General features: G+C 65.2%; 20 protein-coding genes. 8 read left to right on the top strand and 12 right to left on the bottom strand.

The features are described 5' to 3' along the window. The first annotated feature begins 191 nt into the window (after window positions 1–191). On the top strand, window positions 192–545 hold the full coding sequence (locus tag ACK1U9_RS18310; RefSeq protein WP_013971664.1) for a hypothetical protein: 354 nt from the start codon (window positions 192–194) through the stop codon (window positions 543–545). A 159-nt stretch (window positions 546–704) separates the two neighbouring features. On the opposite strand, the gene ACK1U9_RS18305 is transcribed toward ACK1U9_RS18310, so the two are convergent. Continuing rightward, the gene (locus ACK1U9_RS18305) at window positions 705–1,610 is read right to left on the bottom strand and encodes a LysR family transcriptional regulator (protein ID WP_046616290.1); all 906 of its coding nucleotides are present in this window, start codon (window positions 1,608–1,610) and stop codon (window positions 705–707) included. A gap of 123 nt (window positions 1,611–1,733) precedes the next feature. Between ACK1U9_RS18305 and lysA the strand changes: the two genes are divergently transcribed. The 3 genes from lysA (at window position 1,734) to ACK1U9_RS18290 (ending at window position 4,388) form a co-directional block, all read left to right on the top strand. After that, on the top strand, window positions 1,734–2,966 hold the full coding sequence (lysA, locus tag ACK1U9_RS18300) for a diaminopimelate decarboxylase (protein ID WP_135002550.1): 1,233 nt from the start codon (window positions 1,734–1,736) through the stop codon (window positions 2,964–2,966). 206 nt (window positions 2,967–3,172) lie between these two features. After that, the gene (locus tag ACK1U9_RS18295; RefSeq protein WP_085601509.1) at window positions 3,173–3,616 is read left to right on the top strand and encodes an acetyltransferase; all 444 of its coding nucleotides are present in this window, start codon (window positions 3,173–3,175) and stop codon (window positions 3,614–3,616) included. 34 nt (window positions 3,617–3,650) lie between these two features. Then, the gene (locus tag ACK1U9_RS18290; protein ID WP_108481442.1) at window positions 3,651–4,388 is read left to right on the top strand and encodes a GntR family transcriptional regulator; all 738 of its coding nucleotides are present in this window, start codon (window positions 3,651–3,653) and stop codon (window positions 4,386–4,388) included. Window positions 4,389–4,499: 111 nt separating this feature from the next. On the opposite strand, the gene ACK1U9_RS18285 is transcribed toward ACK1U9_RS18290, so the two are convergent. Further along, complete coding sequence (locus tag ACK1U9_RS18285) at window positions 4,500–7,580, bottom strand: MexW/MexI family multidrug efflux RND transporter permease subunit (protein WP_135002551.1); 3,081 nt, start codon at window positions 7,578–7,580, stop codon at window positions 4,500–4,502. Then, a complete protein-coding gene (locus ACK1U9_RS18280) occupies window positions 7,577–8,674 on the bottom strand; it encodes an efflux RND transporter periplasmic adaptor subunit (protein WP_196183203.1) in 1,098 nt (365 codons plus the stop codon). The genes ACK1U9_RS18285 and ACK1U9_RS18280 overlap by 4 nt, the downstream gene beginning before the upstream one ends. Window positions 8,675–8,759: 85 nt before the next feature. Here ACK1U9_RS18280 and soxR point away from each other — a divergent pair, with 85 nt between their 5' ends. Further along, complete coding sequence (gene soxR, locus ACK1U9_RS18275) at window positions 8,760–9,215, top strand: redox-sensitive transcriptional activator SoxR (RefSeq protein WP_085601506.1); 456 nt, start codon at window positions 8,760–8,762, stop codon at window positions 9,213–9,215. Window positions 9,216–9,406: 191 nt separating this feature from the next. Here the strand turns inward: soxR and ACK1U9_RS18270 are convergent, their stop codons facing one another. Continuing rightward, complete coding sequence (locus ACK1U9_RS18270; RefSeq protein WP_015269483.1) at window positions 9,407–9,703, bottom strand: DUF3144 domain-containing protein; 297 nt, start codon at window positions 9,701–9,703, stop codon at window positions 9,407–9,409. Between the two features lie 142 nt (window positions 9,704–9,845). Between ACK1U9_RS18270 and ACK1U9_RS18265 the strand changes: the two genes are divergently transcribed. Continuing rightward, window positions 9,846–10,706, top strand: coding sequence for a CAP domain-containing protein (locus tag ACK1U9_RS18265; RefSeq protein ID WP_449110080.1), 861 nt, complete (start codon window positions 9,846–9,848; stop codon window positions 10,704–10,706). A 37-nt stretch (window positions 10,707–10,743) separates the two neighbouring features. Here the strand turns inward: ACK1U9_RS18265 and ACK1U9_RS18260 are convergent, their stop codons facing one another. Genes ACK1U9_RS18260 through ACK1U9_RS18240 form a run of 5 tightly spaced genes read right to left on the bottom strand, consistent with a single transcriptional unit; the run spans window position 10,744 to window position 16,583 of the window. After that, complete coding sequence (locus ACK1U9_RS18260) at window positions 10,744–11,928, bottom strand: acetyl-CoA C-acyltransferase (RefSeq protein ID WP_135002554.1); 1,185 nt, start codon at window positions 11,926–11,928, stop codon at window positions 10,744–10,746. Next, a complete protein-coding gene (locus tag ACK1U9_RS18255) occupies window positions 11,925–12,377 on the bottom strand; it encodes an acyl-CoA thioesterase (RefSeq protein WP_449110079.1) in 453 nt (150 codons plus the stop codon). The genes ACK1U9_RS18260 and ACK1U9_RS18255 overlap by 4 nt, the downstream gene beginning before the upstream one ends. After that, window positions 12,377–13,540: an iron-containing alcohol dehydrogenase gene (locus ACK1U9_RS18250; RefSeq protein WP_108481439.1), complete on the bottom strand. Its 1,164-nt coding sequence runs from the start codon at window positions 13,538–13,540 to the stop codon at window positions 12,377–12,379. The genes ACK1U9_RS18255 and ACK1U9_RS18250 overlap by 1 nt, the downstream gene beginning before the upstream one ends. Window positions 13,541–13,572: 32 nt before the next feature. Further along, window positions 13,573–15,348, bottom strand: coding sequence for an acyl-CoA dehydrogenase C-terminal domain-containing protein (locus ACK1U9_RS18245; RefSeq protein ID WP_108481438.1), 1,776 nt, complete (start codon window positions 15,346–15,348; stop codon window positions 13,573–13,575). Further along, the gene (locus tag ACK1U9_RS18240) at window positions 15,345–16,583 is read right to left on the bottom strand and encodes a 3-hydroxyacyl-CoA dehydrogenase (RefSeq protein WP_108481437.1); all 1,239 of its coding nucleotides are present in this window, start codon (window positions 16,581–16,583) and stop codon (window positions 15,345–15,347) included. Before ACK1U9_RS18240 ends, ACK1U9_RS18245 begins: the two co-directional genes overlap by 4 nt. Before the next feature lie 83 nt (window positions 16,584–16,666). Between ACK1U9_RS18240 and ACK1U9_RS18235 the strand changes: the two genes are divergently transcribed. Both ACK1U9_RS18235 and ACK1U9_RS18230 read left to right on the top strand, forming a co-directional pair. After that, entirely contained in the window at window positions 16,667–17,590 is a 924-nt protein-coding gene (locus ACK1U9_RS18235; RefSeq protein ID WP_085601500.1) for a LysR family transcriptional regulator, read from the top strand. 101 nt (window positions 17,591–17,691) lie between these two features. Continuing rightward, on the top strand, window positions 17,692–19,653 hold the full coding sequence (locus ACK1U9_RS18230) for an alkyl/aryl-sulfatase (protein WP_153671706.1): 1,962 nt from the start codon (window positions 17,692–17,694) through the stop codon (window positions 19,651–19,653). Window positions 19,654–19,735: 82 nt separating this feature from the next. Here ACK1U9_RS18230 and ACK1U9_RS18225 read toward each other — a convergent pair whose 3' ends face one another. From ACK1U9_RS18225 to ACK1U9_RS18215, 3 genes are read right to left on the bottom strand one after another with little or no spacing between them, the layout of a single operon-like run. Next, entirely contained in the window at window positions 19,736–20,029 is a 294-nt protein-coding gene (locus ACK1U9_RS18225; RefSeq protein ID WP_108481375.1) for a DUF202 domain-containing protein, read from the bottom strand. Next, on the bottom strand, window positions 20,022–20,408 hold the full coding sequence (locus ACK1U9_RS18220; RefSeq protein ID WP_046616306.1) for a YidH family protein: 387 nt from the start codon (window positions 20,406–20,408) through the stop codon (window positions 20,022–20,024). The genes ACK1U9_RS18225 and ACK1U9_RS18220 overlap by 8 nt, the downstream gene beginning before the upstream one ends. Beyond that, window positions 20,408–21,718 carry a DUF1329 domain-containing protein gene (locus ACK1U9_RS18215; protein WP_108481376.1) on the bottom strand — a complete coding sequence of 437 codons (1,311 nt, stop codon included), beginning with the start codon at window positions 21,716–21,718 and terminating at the stop codon, window positions 20,408–20,410. Before ACK1U9_RS18215 ends, ACK1U9_RS18220 begins: the two co-directional genes overlap by 1 nt. Between the last annotated feature and the right edge of the window lie 13 nt (window positions 21,719–21,731).

Raw genomic sequence — 21,731 nt, 5'->3', positions numbered from 1 at the left:
AAGGCGGACGGTAAAACCAGGCGTTGAACGTGCGCAGGCACGCCCAGGGCTCGCCGAAGCTTAACGACTGATTGGTCATCAAGGCTTGCAGCGCTGCGACAATTTCGGTCAAGGGGCGGTAACTTTACGTTTATGCCTGTAGGCAAGACTGTCAGAATTCCCTTCCGTTTCCTTTGATCCGAGCCTTGTCCATGCAAATCAATACTGCCCTTCTGTTCGCCACCCCTTGCGATGACGAGGAAGACAACATGGCGACCCTGTGCTGCCACAGCGACAAGGGTCAGATGTTCCTGCTGACCCGCTACCCGGACGAAGACACCGTCGACCTGACCCTGGATGATGAGCCGTCGACGCTGGATGGCCTGAAAGTGACCCTGAGCGCCAAGCGCCTGCTGATCGAAGTGGCGGCCGGCGACCGGGATGCGCTGAAGGGCGATGAGGTGCTGGAGATCAACCTGACCAGCGAGTTGAGTGACATGGATGAAGTGAAGGAAACCCTGGAGAACATCCTGGCCGGGACCGGCACGTTCGTCTGCGAGCTGTGACGAACTGAATACCGGCGCTGCCCCTGTGGGAGCGGGCATGCCCGCGAACACCGGCACAGCCGGTGCCATCCATCGCGTCGCCTGCTTCGCGGGCTTGCCCGCTCCCACAGTGATCGCGCCAGTTTTTAGGTTTTGTGCAAGGCAGTTCCCCCACAACGATCATGCCAGCGCCTGCTGCATCTCCCGGGCCTGCACCCGCAACGCCTGGCAAAACGGCTCCACCGCCGCCGATGCCGGCCGGTGGTCCGGCCTGATCAGCATCACCTGGTACGGCACGGACACCCGCAACCGCCGGATCGGCAACCCGCCCTGCGCCGCTTCCAGCCCGCTCAGCGGGTTGATGATCGCCACCCCCAGGCCTTGCCTGACCATGGCGCACACCGAGGCAGCACTGGTGGTTTCGATGACCGTGCGGCGGTTCACCCCCGCCGCGCGAAAGTGCTGGTCCAGGCGCTGCCGGTAGGTGTCCAGGCTGGCCAGGTTGATGAAGTCGACCTCGTGGAAATCGCTCAGCTCCAGCTCGGCCCTTGCCTGCAACGGGTGCCCGTCGGGCAGCACGCACACCATGTTGGCGCTGAACAGCAATTCGCCGTAGGCGCCACGCGGTATCTGCTCTACCTCGGTCAGGCCCAGGTCATGCTGCTGGGCAACCAGCGACTCCTCCAGCAACGGCGACTCCTGCGCCAGGATACTCACGCTCACGCCCCGGTGCTGTTGGTGAAAGCGCTGGCAAGCCTTGGGCAGCAAGGTCTGGGAAAATAGCGGCAGGCAGGTAATGGCCAACCGACCCTGCTCGAAATTGCGGATGGCCTGGGCAAAGCGGTCGATGCGCTCCAGCCCTACGTAGGCCCGCTCAACCTCCTCGATCAACAGCAGCGCCTGGGCCGTCGGCACCAGACGGCCGCCTTCGCGCTCGAACAGGTTCAGCCCGGTCACCTGCTCCAGCCGCGCAAGTTCGCGGCTGACAGTGGGCTGCGAGGTAAACAGCAAGCGCGCCGCACCGGTGACGCTGCCAGCGGCCATGATGGCGCGAAACACTTCGATATGGCGGACGGACAGTTTCACGGCAACACCTGGCAAGTCGGCAATAGTCATATCAGATATGAATGGCTGACAGAAAAATAGCTATTTTTCTGAATTCCTGCTTTGGCTCATTCTCGTGGCCTTCCTTATATGAGTAGCGCCACCATGACTGCACCCTTCACTCTTCTGGCCGAGGCTGTCCGCCAGCACGGCTCGCCGCTATGGGCCTATGACGCCGGCACCATCGCCGAGCGCGTCGAACAGCTGAAAGTGTTCGATACCGTGCGCTTCGCCCAGAAGGCCAACCCCAACCTGCATGTGCTGCGCCTGATGCGCGCCCACGGCCTGGTGCTGGACGCAGTGTCGCTGGGCGAAATGGAGCGGGCCTTTGCCGCGGGCGCAAGCGTGGATGGCGACCCTGCCGGCGTGGTGCTGACCTGCGACGCGCTGGACCGGCCGACCCTGGAGCGGGTGGTGGCCTCGAAGATCGAAGTCAACGCCGGTTCCATCGACATGCTGCGCCAACTGGGTGAACGCTCGCCCGGTCACCGCGTGTGGATCCGCATCAACCCCGGCTTCGGCCATGGCCACAGCCGCAAGACCAACACCGGTGGCGAGAACAGCAAGCACGGCATCTGGCACGAAGAGCTGGGCGAAGCGCTGGCCTGCGTAAAAACCCATGGCCTGCACCTGGTAGGGGTGCACATGCACATCGGCTCGGGGGTGGATTATCAGCACCTGGAGCAAGTGGCCCGCTCGATGATCGAGCTGATCGGCCGCCTAGGCGTGGACATCGAAGCGTTTTCCATTGGCGGCGGGCTTTCCACCCCGTACCGCAGCAGCGACAAGCCGGTCGACCTGCAACGCTACGCCCAGACCTGGGCCGTGGCCCGCAAAGAGATCGAGGCGATGCTGGGCCACCCCGTGCGCATGGAGATCGAGCCAGGGCGCTTCCTGGTGGCGGAATCGGGCTACCTGGTGGCCGAGGTACGCGCCGTGAAGCAGGTGGGCCGCAATACCTTCGTCATGATCGACGCCGGTTTCAACGACCTGATGCGCCCGGCGATGTACGGGGCCTACCACCGCATGACCCTGCTCGACGCCGACGGCCAGCCGGTCGACCGCCCACGGCAGCCGACCGTGGTGGCCGGGCCGCTGTGCGAGTCGGGCGATGTGTTTACCCAGGATGACCAGGAACTGACCCCGCACGACCTGCCCCAGGCGCAGGTGGGTGACCTGCTGGTGATCCACGACGCCGGGGCCTATGGCGCGTCGATGTCGTCGAACTACAACAGCCGGCCATTGCTGCCGGAGTTCCTGATCGAGGATGGGGCGCTACGGATGATTCGCCGCAGGCAGACGGTGCAGGACCTGCTGGGCCTGGAGGCGGGCTTCTGATATCGCGGGTAAACCCGCTCCCACAGGTACGGCGCCGGGCTCGAGGGCAGTGCTTGCTTGTGGGAGCGGTTTACCCGCGAAAGGGCCAGCCCGGGCAACGCATCAGCTGATGCCCTGCCCCACCGTCATTGCCCCGCCACCTACAATCCGGGTACCCTTTTTCTTCCTCCCGACCCCGCAGCCATACACCGACCAGGCATCACTCCATGATCATCCGCCAAAGCATCGCTGCAGATCATCCGCAACTGCTCGATATCTGGCTGCGCGCCGTGCGCGCCACGCACCACTTTCTGCAAGCGTCCGACATCGACGCGCTGCTGCCGCAATTGCGCGACGTCTACTTCCAGGCCGTCGAGCTCTGGGTTGCGGTTGACACCGAAGACCGCCCACTTGGTTTCATTGGCTTCAATGGCAACCACGTGGAAATGCTCTTTGTCGCCCCCGAGCGCCATGGCCAGGGCATTGGCCGCGCGCTGCTGGATTTCGGCCGCCAGAAGCACAACGTTATGAGCGTCGATGTCAACGAGCAGAACCCGCAGGCAGTGGGGTTCTACCGGCACTACGGTTTCATCCAGACCGGCCGCTCACCGCTGGATGGCGAAGGCCGGCCGTTCCCCTTGCTGCATATGAGCCTGCCCGCACAGGCTTGATTTCCGGGGCTACTTCGCGAGACAGACCAAAGGTATGAATCCGACGCGCTACACCACCGTGGCAAAGGACTTGATGGAAGGTATTGCCAGCGGCCGCTACCCGGTGGGCAGCCTGCTGCCGACCGAGTTCGAGCTGTGCGACCTTTACGATGTGAGCCGACACACGGTGCGCGCGGCGATCAACCAGTTGCTCAACCAAGGGCTGGTATCGCGGCGCAAGCGCGTGGGTACCCGGGTGGAGGCCAGCAGCCCGCGCGGTGGCTATTCGCAGTCACTGGCCAGCGTGGCGGACCTGGCGCACCTGGCGGAAACCCAGCAACGGGAAATCCAGGACGTGCGCCACTTCGTCGCCGACCTGAGCGAGGCGGCGCGGCTGGGGCTGGTTCCGGGCGAGCACTACTTCTGCGTGTCGAGCATCCGTGTCGACCGCGTGCACAACACGGCGCCGCTGTGCTGGACCGATGTGTACGCGCAGCGCGACTATGCCGAGGTCATCGAGTTGGCCCGCGAGCACCCCGACCAACTGATTGCGGGGCTGATCGAGCAGCACTATGGCCGGGCGATCGCGGTGGTCGACCAGCAGGTGCGGGCAGTGCTGCTGACCGCGGAAATGGCCAGGGTGCTGAAGGCCGAGGCAGGCGCGCCGGGGCTGAAGATCATTCGCCATTACCGAGAGGAAAACGGCGACCTGATGGCGGTTTCCGAGACGGTGCACCCGGATGATCGCTTTACCCTCGTCACCCAGATACGCCGCGATCGGTCGCCTGGCTGATCAAACCAGCGCCATGCTCGATATCCCAAAACTTGCGCGATCCCTGTAGGAGCGGCCCTATCGCGACACAAGGCCGCTCCTACAGGGATCGCGCATGTGGCCAGGTTTACCTCACATGTCCAGCACCCGCTCAGCCTCCGCCAACTGCTGCCCCCGCACCGTGGTCACCCGATGGTCTCGCGCCAGCAAGGCATAGATCGTCGGCAGCACAAACAGGGTAAACAAGGTCCCCACCAGCATCCCGCACACGATCACCACCCCCAGGCCAAAGCGGCTGTTGGCCCCGGCGCCGCTGGCAAACAGCAGCGGCAGCACGCCGAAGGTCATCGCCGCCGTGGTCATCAGCACCGGCCGCAGGCGTATCTGCGCGGCGCGGACGATGGCGGCGGCACGGTCGAGGTTGTCACGCACCTGGATCTCGTTGGCAAACTCCACCATCAAGATGCCGTGCTTGCTGATCAGGCCGATCAGGGTCACCAGGCCGATCTGCGTGTAGATGTTCAGCGTGGCCCAGCCCAGCGCCAGCGGCAGCAGCGCACCGCAGATCGACAGTGGCACGGTCACCAGGATGATCAGCGGGTCCACCAGGCTTTCGTACTGCGCGGCCAGCACCAGGTAGATCACCACCAGGGCGGCGAGAAACGCCCACATCAGGGCAAAGCCCTCCTGCACGTACTGGCGCGACTCCGATTGCCAGTCATGGCTGAAGCCAGGTGGCAGTTCGGCGGCAAGCTGTTCGAGAAATGCCACGGCATTACCCATCGACACACCGGGCGCCGGGATCGCCTGCAGGGTACTGGCGTTCTGCTGGTCGAACTGCAGCAAGCGGTTGGGCGCCACTTCGATGTCCAGGTGCACCACCGTGGCCAGCGGCACCAGGCTGCCGTTTTCGGCACGCACGTACTGGCGGTTCAGCGCAGCCGGTGTCAGGCGCTGGTCCTGGATGCTTTGCGGGATCACGTCGTAGGAGCGCCCGAACAGGGCGAAGCGGTTGAGGTACTGTTCGCCCACCAGCACGCCCAGCGACTCGCCGATAGCCTGCATGCTGATGCCCAGGCTGGCCGCCTTGGCGCGGTCGATGCGCACCTTGACCACCGGGTTGTTGTAGTCGAGGTCGCTGTCCACCACGCTGAACAGGCCGCTGTCGCGGGCGCGCTGCTTGATCATCTCCATGGTCTGGTACAGCTCGGGGTAGTCCTGTGCGCTGCGCAACACCATCTGCACCGGCAAGCCACCGCTGGAGCCCGGCAGCGAGGCCACCTGGAAGGCGAAGATGCTGCTGCCCTCGATGTCCGCCACGGCCTGCTGCAACTGCGCCTGCACCTGCGCGGCGGAACGCTCGCGAACCTGCCAGGCGCTGAGGTTGATGCCGCCGAAACTGGCGGCCGGGCCGTCGGTGCCGTTGATGATCCAGGTGTCGGTGGTTTCGGCGAGGGACTTCATCACCTGGTCCAGTTTCAGGGCAAAGCGCTCCACATAATCCAGGCTGGCATGCTGCGGCGACTTGATGGCCGTCAGCACCGCCGCCTGGTCCTCGGGCGGGGCCAGTTCGCGCTGCGGCAGCAGGTATAGCCAAGGCAGGCTCAGGCACACCAGAAGCGCCACACCACCACTGATCCAGCGATGCGACAGGGTGTAGGCAAGTGCTCGCCCATAGGCCCCGGTCAGCATGCCGAACAGGCGGTCGGCCATGTTGGCCATGGCGCCATGCTGCTGGCCGGGTTGCAACAACAGCGAACTCATCACCGGCGACAGGGTGAGCGCGACGATGCCGGACACGATCACCGCCCCCGCCAGGGTCAGGGCAAACTCACGGAACAGCGTGCCGGTCAGCCCGCCCATCAAGCCGATCGGCGCGTATACGGCGGCCAGGGTCAGGGTCATGGCGATCACCGGCCCGGCGATTTCCCGCGCCCCGGCCAGCGCCGCGGCAACCGGCGACTTGCCCTCTTCGATATGGCGGTGCACGTTCTCCACCACCACGATGGCGTCGTCCACCACCAGGCCGATGGCCAGCACCATCGCCAGCAAGGTCAGCAGGTTCAGGCTGAAGCCGAACAGCAGCATCAGGCCTGCCGCGCCGAGCATCGACAGCGGGATGGCCACCACCGCGATCACCACGCTGCGCAGCGAACCCAGGCACAGCCAGATGACCAGCACCACGATCAGCATGGCTTCCACCAGGGTACGCAGCACCTCGTCGATCGAGGCGTCGATGAAGCGTGCGGTCTCGTAGGCCAGCGCCACCTCCACCCCGGGTGGCAGGGTCTGGCGGATCTGCGGCAGCAGCTGGCGAATACCCTCGACGATCACCAGCGGGTTGCCGGTTGGGGTGGGGAACAGCCCCAGGTGCACGGCGGGCTTGCCGTCCATGGTGGCGCTGGTCTGTGTGGCGGCCGCGCTCAGCTCGACGGTGCCGACATCGCGCAGGCGCACCAGGTCGGTGCCATCGTTGCGGATGATCAGCTCGCGGAAGTCCTCGACCCGGGTCAGGTCGGTGTCCACCTGGATATCGGCCAGCACGTACTGCCCACGCACCTGCCCCGGCGTCGCCTGGTAGTTGTTGGCACGCACCGCCTGCGCCACGTCGGCGGCCGTCACCCCGCGCCCGGCCATCTGCTCGCTGTCCAGCCACAGGCGCATGGCCAATCGCTGCCCGCCGAACGACTGCACCTTGGCCACACCGTCGATGCCGGAGAACTGCGGTTCCACCACCCGCGACAGGTAATCGCTCAGTTCGGGTATCGATAAGGTTTCGCTGGCAAAGCCCACGTAGGCCACCGCCGTGGAGTCACCTGCCGACAGCTCCACCACCGGGTCGTAGGCCTTTTCCGGCAGGCGATAGCGCACCTGGTTGACCTTGGCCATGGTCTCGGCAAGCGCCTGGGTCGAATCGCGATTGAGCACCATGCGCAAGGTGATCAGGCTGCGCCCCTGCTGCGACGACGAGGACAGGTAGTCGATGCCCTCGACCGACGACACCGCCTGGGTGATCGGCTGGGTCACGAAGCCTTGCATCAGCTCGGCAGAGGCGCCCGGGTACTCGGTGCTGATGGTGATGGTGGAGGTTTCCAGCAGCGGGTACTGGCGGATCGGCAGCTTGCCCATGGCAAACAGCCCCAGCAGGATGATCAGGCTGCTGACCACCAGCGCCAGCACCGGGCGGCGGACAAAGAGGTCAGTGAACTTCACGATTGCCGCCCTCCCTGGCTGGCCTGCAGGCTGTCCTGCGCCACAGGCTCGACCGGCATGCCGTCGCTCAGTTTCAACTGGCCGGACACCACCACCTGGTCACCGGGCGCCAGGCCTGAGGTGATCTCCACCCGGCCCTGCCAGCGCTCACCAGTAGTCACCCGCACCCGGCTGACCCGGGTGCCCTGTTCCGGGTCCCGGGTAGCGACGAACACCGTCTGCCCGTAGGCGGTGTAGGTGATCGCGGTTTCCGGCACGGCCAGCACGCTTGACGGCTGCGCGGCATCCAGGCGCACGCCGGCGTACATGCCCGGCTGCAACTGCCCGCCCGAGTTCGGCAAGGCCGCCTGCACCTGCACCAGGCGTGCCTTGCTCACCACCGGGTCCACCGCGACCACCCGGGCCTGGAAGTCCTGCCCGCGCACCGCATCCACCGTCAGCGCCAGCAGTTGCCCCACGTGCACTTCGGGGGCGGCTTGTTCGCCCAAGGAAAAATTGACGTGCAGCTGGCTGATGTCGGCCAGGCTGGCGATGGTCTCACCGGCGCTCAGGTACTGGCCCTGATGCACCCGGCGAATGCCGAGCTTGCCGGCAAACGGCGCGCGTATTGCCTTCTGCGCGATCAGCGCCTCGACATGCTGCAGCTCCCCGCTGGCCACGTCCACGGCGGTGGCCGCATTGTCGAGCAGCTCCTGTGACACGGCGTTCACCGCGCGCAGCTTGCGGCTGCGCTGCAGCACCACTTCGGCATTGCGTAGCCTGGCCCGCAACTGCACACGCTGGGCCTGCTCCGGGGCATCGTTCAGCTGTACCAGCAATTGCCCTGCACTCACCCATTGTCCCGACTCGAAGGCGATGCGGGTGATGCGCCCCGCCGTCTCGGCCGCCACCTGTACCTGGTTGACCGCCTCCAGTTCCCCCGAGGCAAAGTTCTGCCGTGCCAGCTGCACTTGCTCGGCCGTGGCCAGCGCCACCTTGGTCGCCGGCCATGCCGCCGTAGCCGGCGGCGCCGAGCCACTGCCGACCAATGCATAGGCAGCGGCCAGCACACCTGCAACAGCGCCAGCCCAGGCCAGTAACGTCCTTTTGTTCATGCAGTGCTCCGATCATCAGGAAAAGCGGTTGCGGGGAAGATCGGGCAGGACTATAAAAGCTCGAGTTAACTTGAGGTCAACAGGCATGGCAGCGGACAACACACGGATGCTAACGGTAGGGGAAGTGGCCAAGCGCAGCGGCGTGGCGGTGTCTGCGCTGCACTTCTACGAAACCAAGGGGCTGATCGCCAGCGTCCGTACGGCGGGTAACCAGCGCCGCTATCCTTCACTGGTGCTGCGCACGCTGGCCATCATCAAGGTGGCGCAGCGCACGGGTATTGCGCTTGAGGAGATCAAGCAGGCCTTCAGCCGCTATGCGCCCAACAGCAAGCTCACGGCAGCGCAATGGAGTGAGATGTCGACCGCCTGGCGCGAAGACCTGAACGCCCGCATTCGCACCTTGGAAGCGTTGCGCGACAGCCTGGACAACTGCATTGGTTGTGGCTGCCTGTCGCTGGAAGATTGCCCACTGCGTAACCCCGAGGATGTGCTGGGCAAGGAAGGTACCGGGCCGCGGATTCTGGAAAAAAAGGCCCGGTAAGGCTGCGCTGGCGGGTAGAGGACTGAATTCGCAAGCGGTCCGCGTACCCTGTGGGAGCGGGTTCACCCGCGAAGAATCCAACGCGGTGCATGGCACCGGCTGCGCCGGTGTTCGCGGCTAAAGCCGCTCCCACAGGGCCCCTGCTAATTCAATGAGCCTTGTGCAGCTCCATGAGATCGCGCCCCCATGGCTCAGTCGCCTTTGCCCAGCACATACCGGTCAAAATGCTCGATGTGCTCGTCCAGGTTGTCCTCGAGCATCATCCGGTACTGCTCGCAGAAATACTTCAACAACTCTTCCCGCGCGGCAGCCAGTTCGGCACTGGTCTTGAAACTGCGGGCACTCATCCAGGCATTGAAGCGCGAGGCGCCGAAGGTCAGCGAGGCACTGACCTTGCCCAGGTCTTCGATTTTCTCGATCTGCTGGTTCGCCAGTTCGATATGCGCATCCGCGCGGTCGTAAAAAGCCTGATCGGTAGCTTGTGTCATTGCGGTTTACCTTGTTGCAGCATTCACGTTGAGTACCCGCGAAAAATTGTACTCCGTACACGTGAACCTGTATTGAGCCGCACAGTCTTAGCCGAGCTTTCAAATCGGTCTTGCCGTCGTTATCCACCAGAGCCATTCCCCCATGCGCCAAGCAGTCCGTCGCTTCCCCTTTGTCTCGCTCTGCTTCATTCCTTTACTTCCACTGTTTGCCAACCCCGCCCATGCCAGCGGGGAGAGGCAACTGGTGGCAGCCATCAACGACTATCGCACCCAGCCACAGCGCTGCGAGCGGCGCATTGTCCGGGGCTCGACACCGCTGGTGCAGAAACCGAAACTGGCGTTGCCGGTCGGCTACAGCGGGGGTTTGCGGGAAGGATTGAAGGCTGCGGGTTATCATGCGGTGAAGGTGCGGGCCATCCGCCTGGTCGGCGCGCGAGATGCCGAGGAGGCCTTTGACATGCTCCGCAGCGACTACTGCGCAGCCCTGCTCGATAGCCAATATGCCGATATCGGCGTCAGTCGCTCACGCAATGAATGGCGGGTGCTGCTGGCTCGGCCCCTGCTCGATGCCCAGCTTGACGATAGGCGATCGGCAAGCAACGCGTTGCTGGCACAGGTGAACGCTGCACGGGCGAAGCCGCGCCTGTGTGGTCGCAAGCGCTTTGCCGCTGCACGCCCGTTGACCTGGAACACCGCCCTGGGAACGGCGGCGCAGCGCCACAGCCGGGCGATGGCCAACGACAATTTTTTCGCGCACCGCGACCTCGACGGTGATCTGCCCGCGGATCGGGCATGGGATGCCGGCTACCGTGGGCGGCAGATCGGCGAGAACATTGCCGCAGGCCAGGGCTCGCCGAGCAAGGCGATGGCAGGCTGGCTGACCAGCCCCGGGCATTGCGCCAACCTGATGAACCCGATGTTTACCCAGGTAGGTGCGGCCTTTGCCGAAAACTCGCGTAGCGATAACGGCGTTTACTGGACGATGCTGTTCGGCGCGCCTTGACCGGCCCAAGCCCCGGGGCTGGCCAGACAAACCTTTGCTACAGCACTTCGAACAGCCCCGCCGCGCCCATCCCGCCGCCAACGCACATGGTCACCACCACGTACTTCACACCGCGCCGCTTGCCCTCCAGAAGCGCATGCCCCACCATCCGCGCCCCGCTCATGCCGTAGGGGTGGCCGATGGCGATGGCACCGCCATTGACGTTCAGCTTCGCAGGGTCTATCTGCAAGCGCTGGGCGCAGTAGAGTACCTGGCAGGCGAACGCCTCGTTCAGCTCCCACAGGCCGATGTCGTCCACCGTCAGGCCGTGCTGGCGCAGCAACCTGGGCACCGCCAGCACAGGGCCGATACCCATTTCTTCAGGCGCAAGCCCAGCCACGGCGATGCCACGATACAGCCCCAGCGGCGCCCTGCCCGAGCGGGCGGCCAGGGCGCCTTCCATCAGCACGCAGGCACTGGCGCCATCAGACAGCTGGCTGGCATTGCCAGCCGTCACGCAGCCGCCTTCGACAACTGGCTTCAACCCTTGCAGGTCTGCCAGGGTGGTCGCCGGCCGGTTGCCTTCGTCCTGGCTGAGGCAGACTTGCTCATGGCTCACCGCACCGGTCAGTTTGTCGACCACCTTCCTGCGTGCCGTGACGGGTACGATTTCATCGGCGAACAACCCCGCCGCCTGCGCCGCAGCAGTGCGTTGCTGCGACTGCAAGGCGTAGGCATCCTGCGCATCCCGGCTGATGCCATAGCGGCGGGCGACGAACTCGGCGGTTTGCAGCATCGGCATGTAGGCGTGTTCGCTCATGCGCAGCACGGCAGGGTCACAGGCCTCGCTGGCAAGCTGGTTGTGCACCTGCTGCACCAGGCTGATCTGCTCCTGGCCGGCGCCGATGGTCACCTGCATGCCATCGACAATGATCTGCTTGGCCGCTGTGGCGATGGCCATCAGGCCCGACGCACACTGGCGGTCGAGGGTCTGCCCGCTGACCGACTGCGGCAAACCGGCTGCCAGCGCCGAAAGACGCCCAGGGTTGATAGCGGCAGTACCACTCTGCATGGCGGTACCCAGCACCAGGTCCTCCACTTGCGCCGGCTCGATACCAGCCCGTTCGACGGCTGCGCGAATGGCGACGGCTGTCATGCTGGGGGTTTTCAGGTCGTTGAAGGCGCCACGCATGGCTTTGCCGATGGGTGTACGGGCAGTGGCTACGATCACGGCGTCTTTCATGGTCGAAATTCCTCAGGGGACAAGGGCTGCAATTCGCTCAACACCTGCCGCAAACGGGCAGGCACCGGGACTGGGCGTCGACCCTGCCGGTCGACGAACACATGGACGAAGCGTCCGGTGGCACAGGCCAGGGATTGGCACTGGATGAAAACGGCCAACTGGTATTGCACCGAGGTGTTGCCCAGCCGGTTTACCGCCAGGCCCACCTCGATGTCCTGCGGAAACGCTACAGGCGACTGGTAGTCGCAGGCCGAGCTGACCACCAGCGCAATCGCCGCGCCGTGGTGGATATCCAGTCCGCCCTGCTCGATCAGCAGGCGGTTCACGGCGCTGTCGAAAAAGCCGTAATAGACCACGTTGTTCACGTGCCCATAGGCGTCGTTGTCATGCCAGCGGTTGGCGATGGGCGTGAAGTGCCGATAATAGTCACGTTGCCGATGCACGCTCATCAGTAGGCCGCCTCGTAGATGGCCAGTGCATCGGCCTGGGTGACTTCACGCGGGTTGTTGACCAGCAGGCGCTGCTGTTGCATGGCATCTTCTGCCAGTTGCGGCAGGCGATGGCGCGGAACATCGGCATCGCGCAGTCGCCCAGGCAAACCGCAGCGGGCGCCCAGCACAGCCAGTTCCTCGACGAACTGATCAGCCTGCCGGTGCAGGTCGCCAGGCTGCAACCGCGCGCCCAACAGGGGCACCGCCAGCTGGGCATAGTCCGTCACCGCGACGGGCAGGTTGAAGCGCAGCACATGTGGCAACACCAGTGCGTTGGACAGGCCATGGGGAATGTGGAAGTGCCCACCCAACGGATAAGCCAGGGCGTGTACCGCCGCCACCGGGGCATTGGCAAACGCCTGGCCGGCCAGGCAGGCGCCGAGCAGCATGGCCTGGCGCGCATCCAGGTTGCCGCCGTTGTGCACGGCCTGGTCCAGGTTCTCCGCCAGCAGCCGCAGCGCCTCGCGGGCCAGCAGGCTCGACAGCGGGTTGCGCTTGAGACGGCTGGTATAGGCTTCGATGGCATGCACCATCGCATCGATGCCGGTCGCAGCGGTTACCGCGGGGGGCAGGCCGAGGGTGCACACGGCATCAAGTACCGCCAGGTCCGGCAACAGCAGGGGCGAGACGATGCCCATCTTGCTGGTGGCGCCGGTGGTGACGATGGCGATTGGCGTCACCTCCGAACCGGTGCCGGCCGTGGTCGGCACCTGGATCAACGGCAAGCGCCGGCCCTTGGCCTTGTCTATGCCATAGAGCTCGGCAAGCGGCTGGGTACAGTCACGATGAGCCAGCAGCGCGACCAGCTTGGCGACATCCATCGAACTGCCGCCGCCAAAGCCTACCACCAGGTCGGCGCCGATATGCCGGGCCCGCTGGGTGGCCGCCAGCACACAGGCTTCGCTGGGGTCGGCGGTGACCTCGCTGAAGATCGCCACGCCGACCTTGGCCGTCGTGAACCCCGGCAGCAGGTCATCGAGCATGCCCAGGCGGGCGATACCGGGGTCACTGACGATCAGCACACGCCGTGCGCCGCGCTCGCGGCACAGAGTGGCAAGGCGCTGCACCGCGCCCGCTTCGCAGAGTATCTGTCCGGTAGTGGCAAAACTGAAAGGCTGCATCTGGCTCTCCTTGTGTCGTCGTTGGCCGAGCGCTAAAAGGCAAAGTCGCTCGCTGGCAGCGCCATGAGGCAATCTGCACCGCCCAGCAGGGCTTCACGGTGGGCGGTGGCACGGGGCAGGACACGTCGCCAGTAGAACTGCGCCGCGTGCAGCTTGGCCCGATAGAAACCCGTCTCGGCACTGCCACCCGCCAGGGCCGCCTCGGCGCGCATGGCCGCCTGCAGCCACAACGCGGCAAGCAGCACATAGGCCGAGTAAGCCAGGAAGTCCACCGAGACCGCGCCCATTTCCTGGGGGTCATGCTGGCAAGCCTCGACGACATGGCCGGCTAGTGCGCGCCATTCCTCCAGGCGCTGCCCGACCGCTGTCGCCATGGCATGCAGACCACCACCGGCACCAGCCGCCTCGACCTGCAGGGCCAGTTCATCGACCAGAAGGTTCAGCTCGGCCCCGCCATCGCCCAGCAGCTTGCGGCGCACAAGGTCGAGAGCCTGGATGCCGTTGGTGCCTTCATAGAGCTGGGTGATGCGGCTATCACGCATCAATTGCTCCATGCCCCACTCGCGGATATAGCCGTGCCCGCCGTACAGTTGCACGCCCAGGCTGGCGACCTCCTGCCCGACATCGGTGAAGAACGCCTTGACGATCGGGATCAGCAGCGCCGCCCGTCGGGCTGCGCCCTGGCGTGCCTGATCGCCCGCCGCTGCGTGCTCCAGGTCAAGCTGCCGGGCCGTGTAGATAGCCAGCATGCGACAGCCCTCGGTGAGGGCCTTCTGGGTCAGCAGCATGCGTCGCACATCCGGGTGGACGATGATCGGATCGGCCGGCCTGTCCGCCGCAACCGGGCCTGTCAGCGCGCGCGATTGCAAGCGTTCGCGAGCATAGGCCAGGCCACCCTGGAAAGCCGCCTCGGCAATGCCCAGCCCTTGCAGGCCGACCTGGAAACGGGCGTCGTTCATCATGGTGAACATGCACGCCAGGCCCTGGTTGGCCTCACCCACCAGCCATCCCAGGGCACCGTCGAAATTCATCACGCAAGTCGAGGCACCCTTGATGCCCATCTTGTGCTCAAGCGCACCACAACCCAGCGCGTTGCGCTCGCCACCCGGCAGCAGCTTGGGCACGAGGAACAGGCTGATGCCCCGCACCCCGGCAGGCGCATCGGGCAGGCGGGCAAGCACCAGATGAATGATGTTGTCGGTCAGGTCCTGCTCGCCGCCACTGATGAAGATCTTGCTGCCAGTGATGCGATAGGAGCCGTCGACCTGCGGCTGGGCGCGGGTGCGCAGCAAGGCCAGGTCGGTGCCGGCCTGCGGTTCGGTGAGGCACATGGTACCGGCCCACTCGCCACTGACCATGGGCGCCAGGTAGGCCTGCTGCAGCGCCGGGCTGCCATGGCGATGCAGGGCCAGCACGGCGCCTTCGGTGAGGCCGGAATAGATGCGGAACGACAACGACGCGGCCATCAGCATTTCGTGGAAACTGGCCGAGGCCATTTGCGGCAGGCCTTGTCCGCCGTAAGCCTGCGGGCCGGTCATGCTGGCCCAACCATGGGCGACGTATTGCCGGTAGGCGTCGCGAAAACCGTCGGGCGTGGTGACCTCCCCCCCGGCCAACTGGCAGCCCTGCTCGTCACTGTTGCGGTTGAGAGGAGCGACGACTTCGCCGGTAAAACGCGCGGCCTCTTCCAGGATGCCGTCGAGGGTGTCGCGGTCCAGATCGATGCCCAGCTGCCGACAATGGCCGGCAACGTCGAACAGTTCGTGCAGCACGAAGCGCATGTCGCGCAAGGGAGCCTGGTAATTCATGCCTGAGCCTCCGCCAGCTGGTCGAAGCGCTTGCCCTTGGCCACCATCGAGTAGAGCAGGCCGGCCGGGCGCCAATGCTCGCCCAGTACGCTTTGCAGGTACTCCAGCCGGGCCAGGATGAATGCTGCACCCTGGTCATCGGCCCAGCGCATCGGGCCACCAGTGGCCGCCGGGAAGCCATAGCCGTTGAGCCACACCCGGTCGATGTCGGTGCTGTCGGCAGCGATGCCTTCCTGCAGAATCCTGGCCCCCTCGTTGACCAGCGCCAGCAGGCAGCGCTCGACGATTTCCTCCGCACTGATGCCCCGGCGACGGTAACCCAGGTCGTTGGAAACCTTGAGCACCAGGGCGTCGACCTCGGGGTCATGCTCGGCCTGGCGGCTGCCAGGTGCATAACGGTAATAGCCCTTCCCGGTCTTCTGACCCAGCCGGCCCAGATCGCACAGCGCATTGTCCACTTGCACCAGCGGATCGTGCATACCCTGCCTGGCCAGCTGACGGGCGCGCCATTCCAGGTCGATGCCTACCACGTCGTACATGCGGAACGGGCCCATGGCAAAACCGAACTGTTGCAGCACCGCATCCACCTGGTGCGGCAGCGCGCCTTCGAGCAGCAACTTGCGCGCTTCGGCCACATAACTGCGCAGCATGCGGTTACCGATGAAACCCGGGCAGTTGCCGGCCACTACCGCCACTTTGCCCAGGCGTTCGCCCAGCGCCAGGGCGGTATCGAGCACCGCCTGGTCGGTGTGCACGCCGCGCACTATCTCGAGCAGCTTCATGACATGCGCGGGGCTGAAGAAATGCAGGCCCAGCACCCGCGACGGTCGCTGGGTCACCGCCGCGATCGCGTCGATGTCCAGCGCCGAGGTATTGCTGGCCAGGATCGCCTCAGGTTTGAGGTACTGATCCAGGGCTCGGAAGATTTCCTGCTTGAGTTCAAGGCTTTCATACACCGCCTCGATCACCAGATCGGCCTGGGCCAGCGCGGTGTAGCCATCCACCGCCTGCACGCGCGCCAGGCAGGCTTCGGCCTCGGCCTGGGTGACACGCTGCTTTTCCACCTGCTGGGCCCAGGCCTGGCTGACCATGCTCAGGCCAGCGTCCAGGGCTGATGCGTTGCTGTCGAGCCACAGCACCGACAGGCCGGCACTGGCGAGGCTGATGACGATGCCGCGGCCCATGGTACCTGCGCCTATCACGGCCACCTGGTTGATCGGAAAGGGGGTATTCACGCGCAACGCTCCTGCTTGTTGTAGGTATGAGGACAGGCATCACCCTAAGCAGGCCGCAGGTATTTTTGAAATTTCCATTTCGTATGCCATATATTCTGGCCATGAATATTTCCAACTTCGATCTGAACCTGTTACGGGTCTTCGACATGCTGCTGCGCGAGCAAAATGTCTCGCGGGCGGCTGAACGACTGGCCCTGACCCAGCCCACGGTAAGCAACGCCCTGGCGCGGCTGCGCGACCAGCTGGGCGACCCGCTGCTGGTTCGTGTTGGCCGGCGCATGCGCCCTACGCCGCGAGCACTGGCACTGGAAGGGCCGATTCGAGCGGCCCTGCAACAGATCGAGCAGACCCTGGCCACCGGCGATGCCTTCGAGCCACAGCGCAGCCACCGTCAACTGCGCATCGCCCTCACCGACTTCGTCGAACAGCTGTGCATGCCACCGCTGCTGGCACGCCTGCAGGTACTGGCCCCACACTTGCGCATCGATGTGGTGCACCTGGCTCCCAACCTGCCGGCCGAAGCGCTGGACCGCGGCGACCTCGATCTGGTACTGGGGCGCTTCGACGAGGTGCCGGCACGCTTCAGCCGTCGCCCCTGGCGGCGTGAAACCCTGCAAGTCGCGCTGCGCCAGAAGCATCCGCAACTGGCGCCGGACCAGGCGCTGGACCTTCAGGCGTTCCTCGGCTTGCGGCATATCTGGGTACACGGTGGCCAGACCCGGGGCATGGTCGACCAATGGCTGGCCGAACAAGGCCTGACCCGGCAAATTGCGTACACCACTCCCAACTACCTGCAAGCCGCGCATCTGGCTGCCGCCACCGAGATGTGCGTGGTGCTGCCGCGGCAACTTGCACAGCAGTTCGCGAAGTTGCTGCCCCTCACGGTGCACGAACTGCCCTTTGCCCTGGAGCCGTTCGAGCTGGAACTGGTGCACCTGACCCACCGCCGGCACGACCCCGCCCTTGCCTGGCTGGTGGAGCAGATCCTGGAGCTCCCGCCTGCCTGAGGCCATCAGCAAATGCGATGGCAACCATGCCGCTCTGGTATTGGCCGGTGCCCGAACCGGTCCCCTACAGTGGTCCGCCCCGATAACAACAAGGACACACCATGCGCTTCCCACTGTCGATGCTGGCGCTCGCCCTGCTGGCGCCCCTCCCGAGCCTGGCCACTACGGCGGCAAAGGACGCCACCCCGGCCACCCAGGCCAGCAACCAGCAATGGCTGCAACGCCTGCCCTTCGATGACCACCGGGATTACGAGGCGGCCCGGCGCGGGCTGATCGAGCGCTTCGACGGGCCGGTCGCGACCGCCGATGGCAAGACAGTGTGGGACCTGGGCCAGTACCGTTTTCTCGACCCGGCGCAGGCCCCGGCCACGGTAAACCCGAGCCTGTGGCGCATCGCCCAGCTGAACACCATCGCCGGGCTGTTCAAGGTCACCGAAGGCATCTACCAGGTTCGCGGCCTGGACCTGGCCAACATGACCATCATCGAAGGCCAAGACGGGCTGATCGTGCTCGATCCGCTGCTGGCCGTCGAAACCGCCAGGGCTGGCCTTGAGATGTATTTCCGGCACCGCCCGCGCAAGCCGGTGACCACGCTCATCTACACCCACCCACACATCGACCACTTCGGCGGCGCGCGCGGGGTGATCGACGAGGCGGACGTCAAGGCCGGCAAGGTCCAGGTCATTGCACCTGAAGGCTTCTTCGAGCATGCCATCGGCGAGAACGTGCTGGCCGGTCCGGCCATGAAACGCCGCGCCCAGTACATGTACGGCGCCCCACTGCCCCGCGGGCCACGCGGCCAGGTGGATGCCGGCCTGGGCAAAGGGGTGCCGGCCAATGCCACCGTCAGCCTGATAGCGCCGACGCTGGAAATCAGCCAACCGCTGCAACGCATGACCCTCAGCGGCGTGGAGGTAGAGTTCCAGTTGACCCCGGGCACCGAAGCGCCAGCGGAGATGAACATCTACTTCCCTGGGCTCAAGGCATTGTGCATGGCCGAGAACGCCACCCACGTGCAGCACAATGTGCTGACCCTGCGCGGGGCGCTGGTGCGCGACCCGAAAGTCTGGGCGCACTACCTGGACCAATCGCTGTTGCGTTACGGCGACCAGGCCGAGGTGGTGTTTGCCCAGCATCACTGGCCGACCTGGGGCGGGCCGGCAATCCGCGAATACCTGGCCGACCAGCGTGACATGTATGCCTTCATCGATAGCCAGACCTTGCGCCTGATCAACCAGGGCCAGACACCGATGGAAATCGCCCAGAGCCTGGCCAGCCTTCCGCCGCGCCTGGCCAGCAAGTGGTACAGCCGCGACTACTATGGCTCGCTCAGCCATAACGTCCGTGCGGTCTACCAACGCTACATGGGCTTTTACGATGGCAACCCGGCCAACCTCGACCCACTCCCGCCGCAAGCTGCCGGCAAGCGCTACGTGGCGGCAATGGGTGGCGCCGATCAGGTGCTGTCCCAGGCACGCCAAGCCTTTGCCGAAGGTGACTACCGCTGGGTCGCGCAGCTGGTGAACCATCTGGTATTCGCCGAGCCGGGCAATACCGCAGCGCGCGAGCTCCAGGCCGATGCGCTGGAACAGCTGGGTTACCAAAGCGAGAACGCTACCTGGCGCAACGCCTACCTCAGCGGCGCCCAGGAGCTGCGCGGTGGAGTAGCCGCCGCCACCGGCAGTGGCGGCAATGCCGACGACATGGTGCGGGCACTGACACCCAGCCTGTTCTTCGATTACCTGGGGGTACGAGTGGATGCCTTCAAGGCGGCGGATAGCGACCTTAGCATCAACTGGCGCTTCACCGACCTGGGCGAAGATTACGCCCTGACCCTGCGCAACGGCGTGCTCACCCATCGCGACCTGACTCGTCACGCCCAGGCCGATGTGCAGGTGAGCATGAGCAAACAGACGTTGGACCGCATTGCCCTGAAGCAGACCGGGTTCCTCAAGGAGGCCACCCTGGGCGAAATCTCCATCGAGGGTGAGCGGGTGAAGTTCCTGCGCTTCATGGGCGGCCTGGAGAACGCCGATTCCCGTTTCAACATCGTGACCCCTTGAGCCCCGGCGTCTTCGCCAGCAAGCCCGCTCCCACCGGTACCGTCTTGGCTTTCAGACTCACATTGTACCTGTGGGAGAGGTTTCAGCCCCCGTTCGCCAAGCGGTACAACCCTGCCAGCGCCATCAGGCACACCCCGCCACCCAGCGCCAATACCGGCAGAATCGCAGGCTGACCGCGCTCGGCGCGCAACATCGCCAGGCCCTCGCTGTAGCGCCGCCCCTGGCGGGCCAACAGCATCAGCGTTGCGCAGCCCACCAGTGCGGCCAGCGGCAGGTCGCCCTGTCGCAAAGCCAGCCCCGCGACTGCCACCAGCGCCAGCCAGGTACGCCGCCAGGCCAGTTCGGTGCGTTCGGCCTGCAAACCCGGGTCAAGCATGCCAACGCGGCCACAACACGGCAGCGGCCATCAATGCCGCGACCAGGCAACCCAGTGCCAACATCGGCACCAGCGCTGGCAGCGGCAATGGCCGGCGTTGGCGCAAGGCACGCTCCACCCGCAGCCAGCGCAGGCAGGCGCCGGCGCTCAGCAGCGTGCTCAACAACATCAGGCCGCCGACCAGCCAAAGCCGAAGCGGCGCCTGCAGGGCCTGGCCGGCAAAGGTCTCGATGGCAATAGCACCTCCCAGCAACGCCAGCGCGGTACGGATCCAGGCCAGGAACGTGCGCTCGTTGGCCAGGGTGAAACGAGGGTCGGGCGCCTCGCCTTGCCCCAGCAGGCGCCGAGTCCAGTCCGGCCGTGGTTCGAACACGTCCATCAGCGCACGCCAAAGCTGCGCAAAGCGCCGGGAGAGAAATACGAAAGGCTGGTGCGAACATTGAAGTCAAACGGGCGACGCTGCTCGTTGATCAGCCCTGACGCATGGTAGCGGCCACTCTTGAGGTCATAGGTGACCTCCATTGCGTTGACCGCCACCTCGCCGCCCGGGTGGTAAAAGCTGTGGGCCTGTGATGTACGCCACAGCTGGCCGCCAGCATCGTAGCTGTCGGTTTCGAGAATGGCCCAGGTGTCTTCGTCCACATAGAAGCGTCGCTTGGCGTAGATGTGCTGTGCGCCGGGCTTCAGAGTCGCCTCCACCACCCACACCCGATGCAGCTCGTAGCGGGTGGGCGCCGGATTGACATGGCCAGGTTTGATCAGCTCGGCATAGCTCAGCTCGGGCGATGCCAGGCGGTAGCTGTTGTAGGGCACATGCAGGGCCTGCTTGCCCAGCAACTTCCATTCGTAACGGTCGGGGGCGCCATTGAACATGTCGCGGCTGTCGGCAGTACGCAGGCCGGCAGTGCCTGGCCCGGTGGTGTCGTAGGCGATGCTCGGCGCGCGCCGTACACGCCGCTGACTGGCACTGTAGACCCAGGACAAGCGGGGCTCGGCTACCTGGTCAAGGGTTTCATGGACCACCATGGCATCACCGGCAAGCCGTGATGGTGCCATCATGCGGTAGGTGAAGTAATACAGCACATTGCTTGCACCCAGCCCGCTCAGGCCTTCCGGGCGGGCCAGGTCCTGGCGCGCGCTCATCAGCACGAAGCGGCCGTTCTTGAGCGGTGTGACGCTGTCGGACATCTGAATGTAGCTGGCATTGCGGTGCCGGGTCAGGTGGTTCCAGATCACCTCCAGGCCATTGTCCGGCCGAGGAAACGCAATCACGCCACTGAACCCGCGCAGCCCGTTGCCCTGGTCATCCAGCTGCACCTGCACTGCGTTGCGGGCGGCCGAGGCGGCGACTCCGGCAGGCACCGCCACGCTGCGATGGGTAGGGTAGACCGGCAGTTCGAAGGTTTGCGGGAAGCGCTTGAGCAAAGCTACCTGGCCGTCGGAAAGCTGGCTCTGGTAAAGCCGATAGTTGGCCGCCGTGATCCGGTACAGTGGCTGCTCGGCGGCATACGGATCCAGCGGCGTGCCGTTGTCGCCCAAGCGCTGCTGGGCTACTGTCAACCCGCCTTGCCAGGCCGGGATACGGCCGTCCGGGCTGGCTGCACGTTCAGCGCCCACAGGGGTCAGGTTGTCAGGCAGGCCTGCTGCAGCCAACCCGGCGCTGGCCCAGAACAGGCCGATCATCAGCATTCGCATTTTCATC

Source organism: Pseudomonas sp. XP1 (genome assembly GCF_053557675.1).
Note: the sequence above shows the minus strand (reverse complement) of the source record. Positions and strands in the feature narration are given on the sequence as shown.

Coding starts and splice junctions, on each gene's coding strand:
- ACK1U9_RS18235 (WP_085601500.1), top strand. CDS start 16,667: ATGCCATATATTCTGGCCATGAATATTTCCAACTTCGATCTGAACCTG.
- ACK1U9_RS18280 (WP_196183203.1), bottom strand. CDS start 8,674: ATGAACAAAAGGACGTTACTGGCCTGGGCTGGCGCTGTTGCAGGTGTG.
- soxR (WP_085601506.1), top strand. CDS start 8,760: ATGGCAGCGGACAACACACGGATGCTAACGGTAGGGGAAGTGGCCAAG.
- ACK1U9_RS18250 (WP_108481439.1), bottom strand. CDS start 13,540: ATGCAGCCTTTCAGTTTTGCCACTACCGGACAGATACTCTGCGAAGCG.
- ACK1U9_RS18295 (WP_085601509.1), top strand. CDS start 3,173: ATGATCATCCGCCAAAGCATCGCTGCAGATCATCCGCAACTGCTCGAT.
- ACK1U9_RS18245 (WP_108481438.1), bottom strand. CDS start 15,348: ATGAATTACCAGGCTCCCTTGCGCGACATGCGCTTCGTGCTGCACGAA.
- ACK1U9_RS18290 (WP_108481442.1), top strand. CDS start 3,651: ATGAATCCGACGCGCTACACCACCGTGGCAAAGGACTTGATGGAAGGT.
- ACK1U9_RS18230 (WP_153671706.1), top strand. CDS start 17,692: ATGCGCTTCCCACTGTCGATGCTGGCGCTCGCCCTGCTGGCGCCCCTC.
- ACK1U9_RS18265 (WP_449110080.1), top strand. CDS start 9,846: ATGCGCCAAGCAGTCCGTCGCTTCCCCTTTGTCTCGCTCTGCTTCATT.
- ACK1U9_RS18270 (WP_015269483.1), bottom strand. CDS start 9,703: ATGACACAAGCTACCGATCAGGCTTTTTACGACCGCGCGGATGCGCAT.
- ACK1U9_RS18220 (WP_046616306.1), bottom strand. CDS start 20,408: ATGGACGTGTTCGAACCACGGCCGGACTGGACTCGGCGCCTGCTGGGG.
- ACK1U9_RS18215 (WP_108481376.1), bottom strand. CDS start 21,718: ATGCTGATGATCGGCCTGTTCTGGGCCAGCGCCGGGTTGGCTGCAGCA.
- ACK1U9_RS18255 (WP_449110079.1), bottom strand. CDS start 12,377: ATGAGCGTGCATCGGCAACGTGACTATTATCGGCACTTCACGCCCATC.
- ACK1U9_RS18225 (WP_108481375.1), bottom strand. CDS start 20,029: ATGCTTGACCCGGGTTTGCAGGCCGAACGCACCGAACTGGCCTGGCGG.
- ACK1U9_RS18260 (WP_135002554.1), bottom strand. CDS start 11,928: ATGAAAGACGCCGTGATCGTAGCCACTGCCCGTACACCCATCGGCAAA.
- lysA (WP_135002550.1), top strand. CDS start 1,734: ATGACTGCACCCTTCACTCTTCTGGCCGAGGCTGTCCGCCAGCACGGC.
- ACK1U9_RS18310 (WP_013971664.1), top strand. CDS start 192: ATGCAAATCAATACTGCCCTTCTGTTCGCCACCCCTTGCGATGACGAG.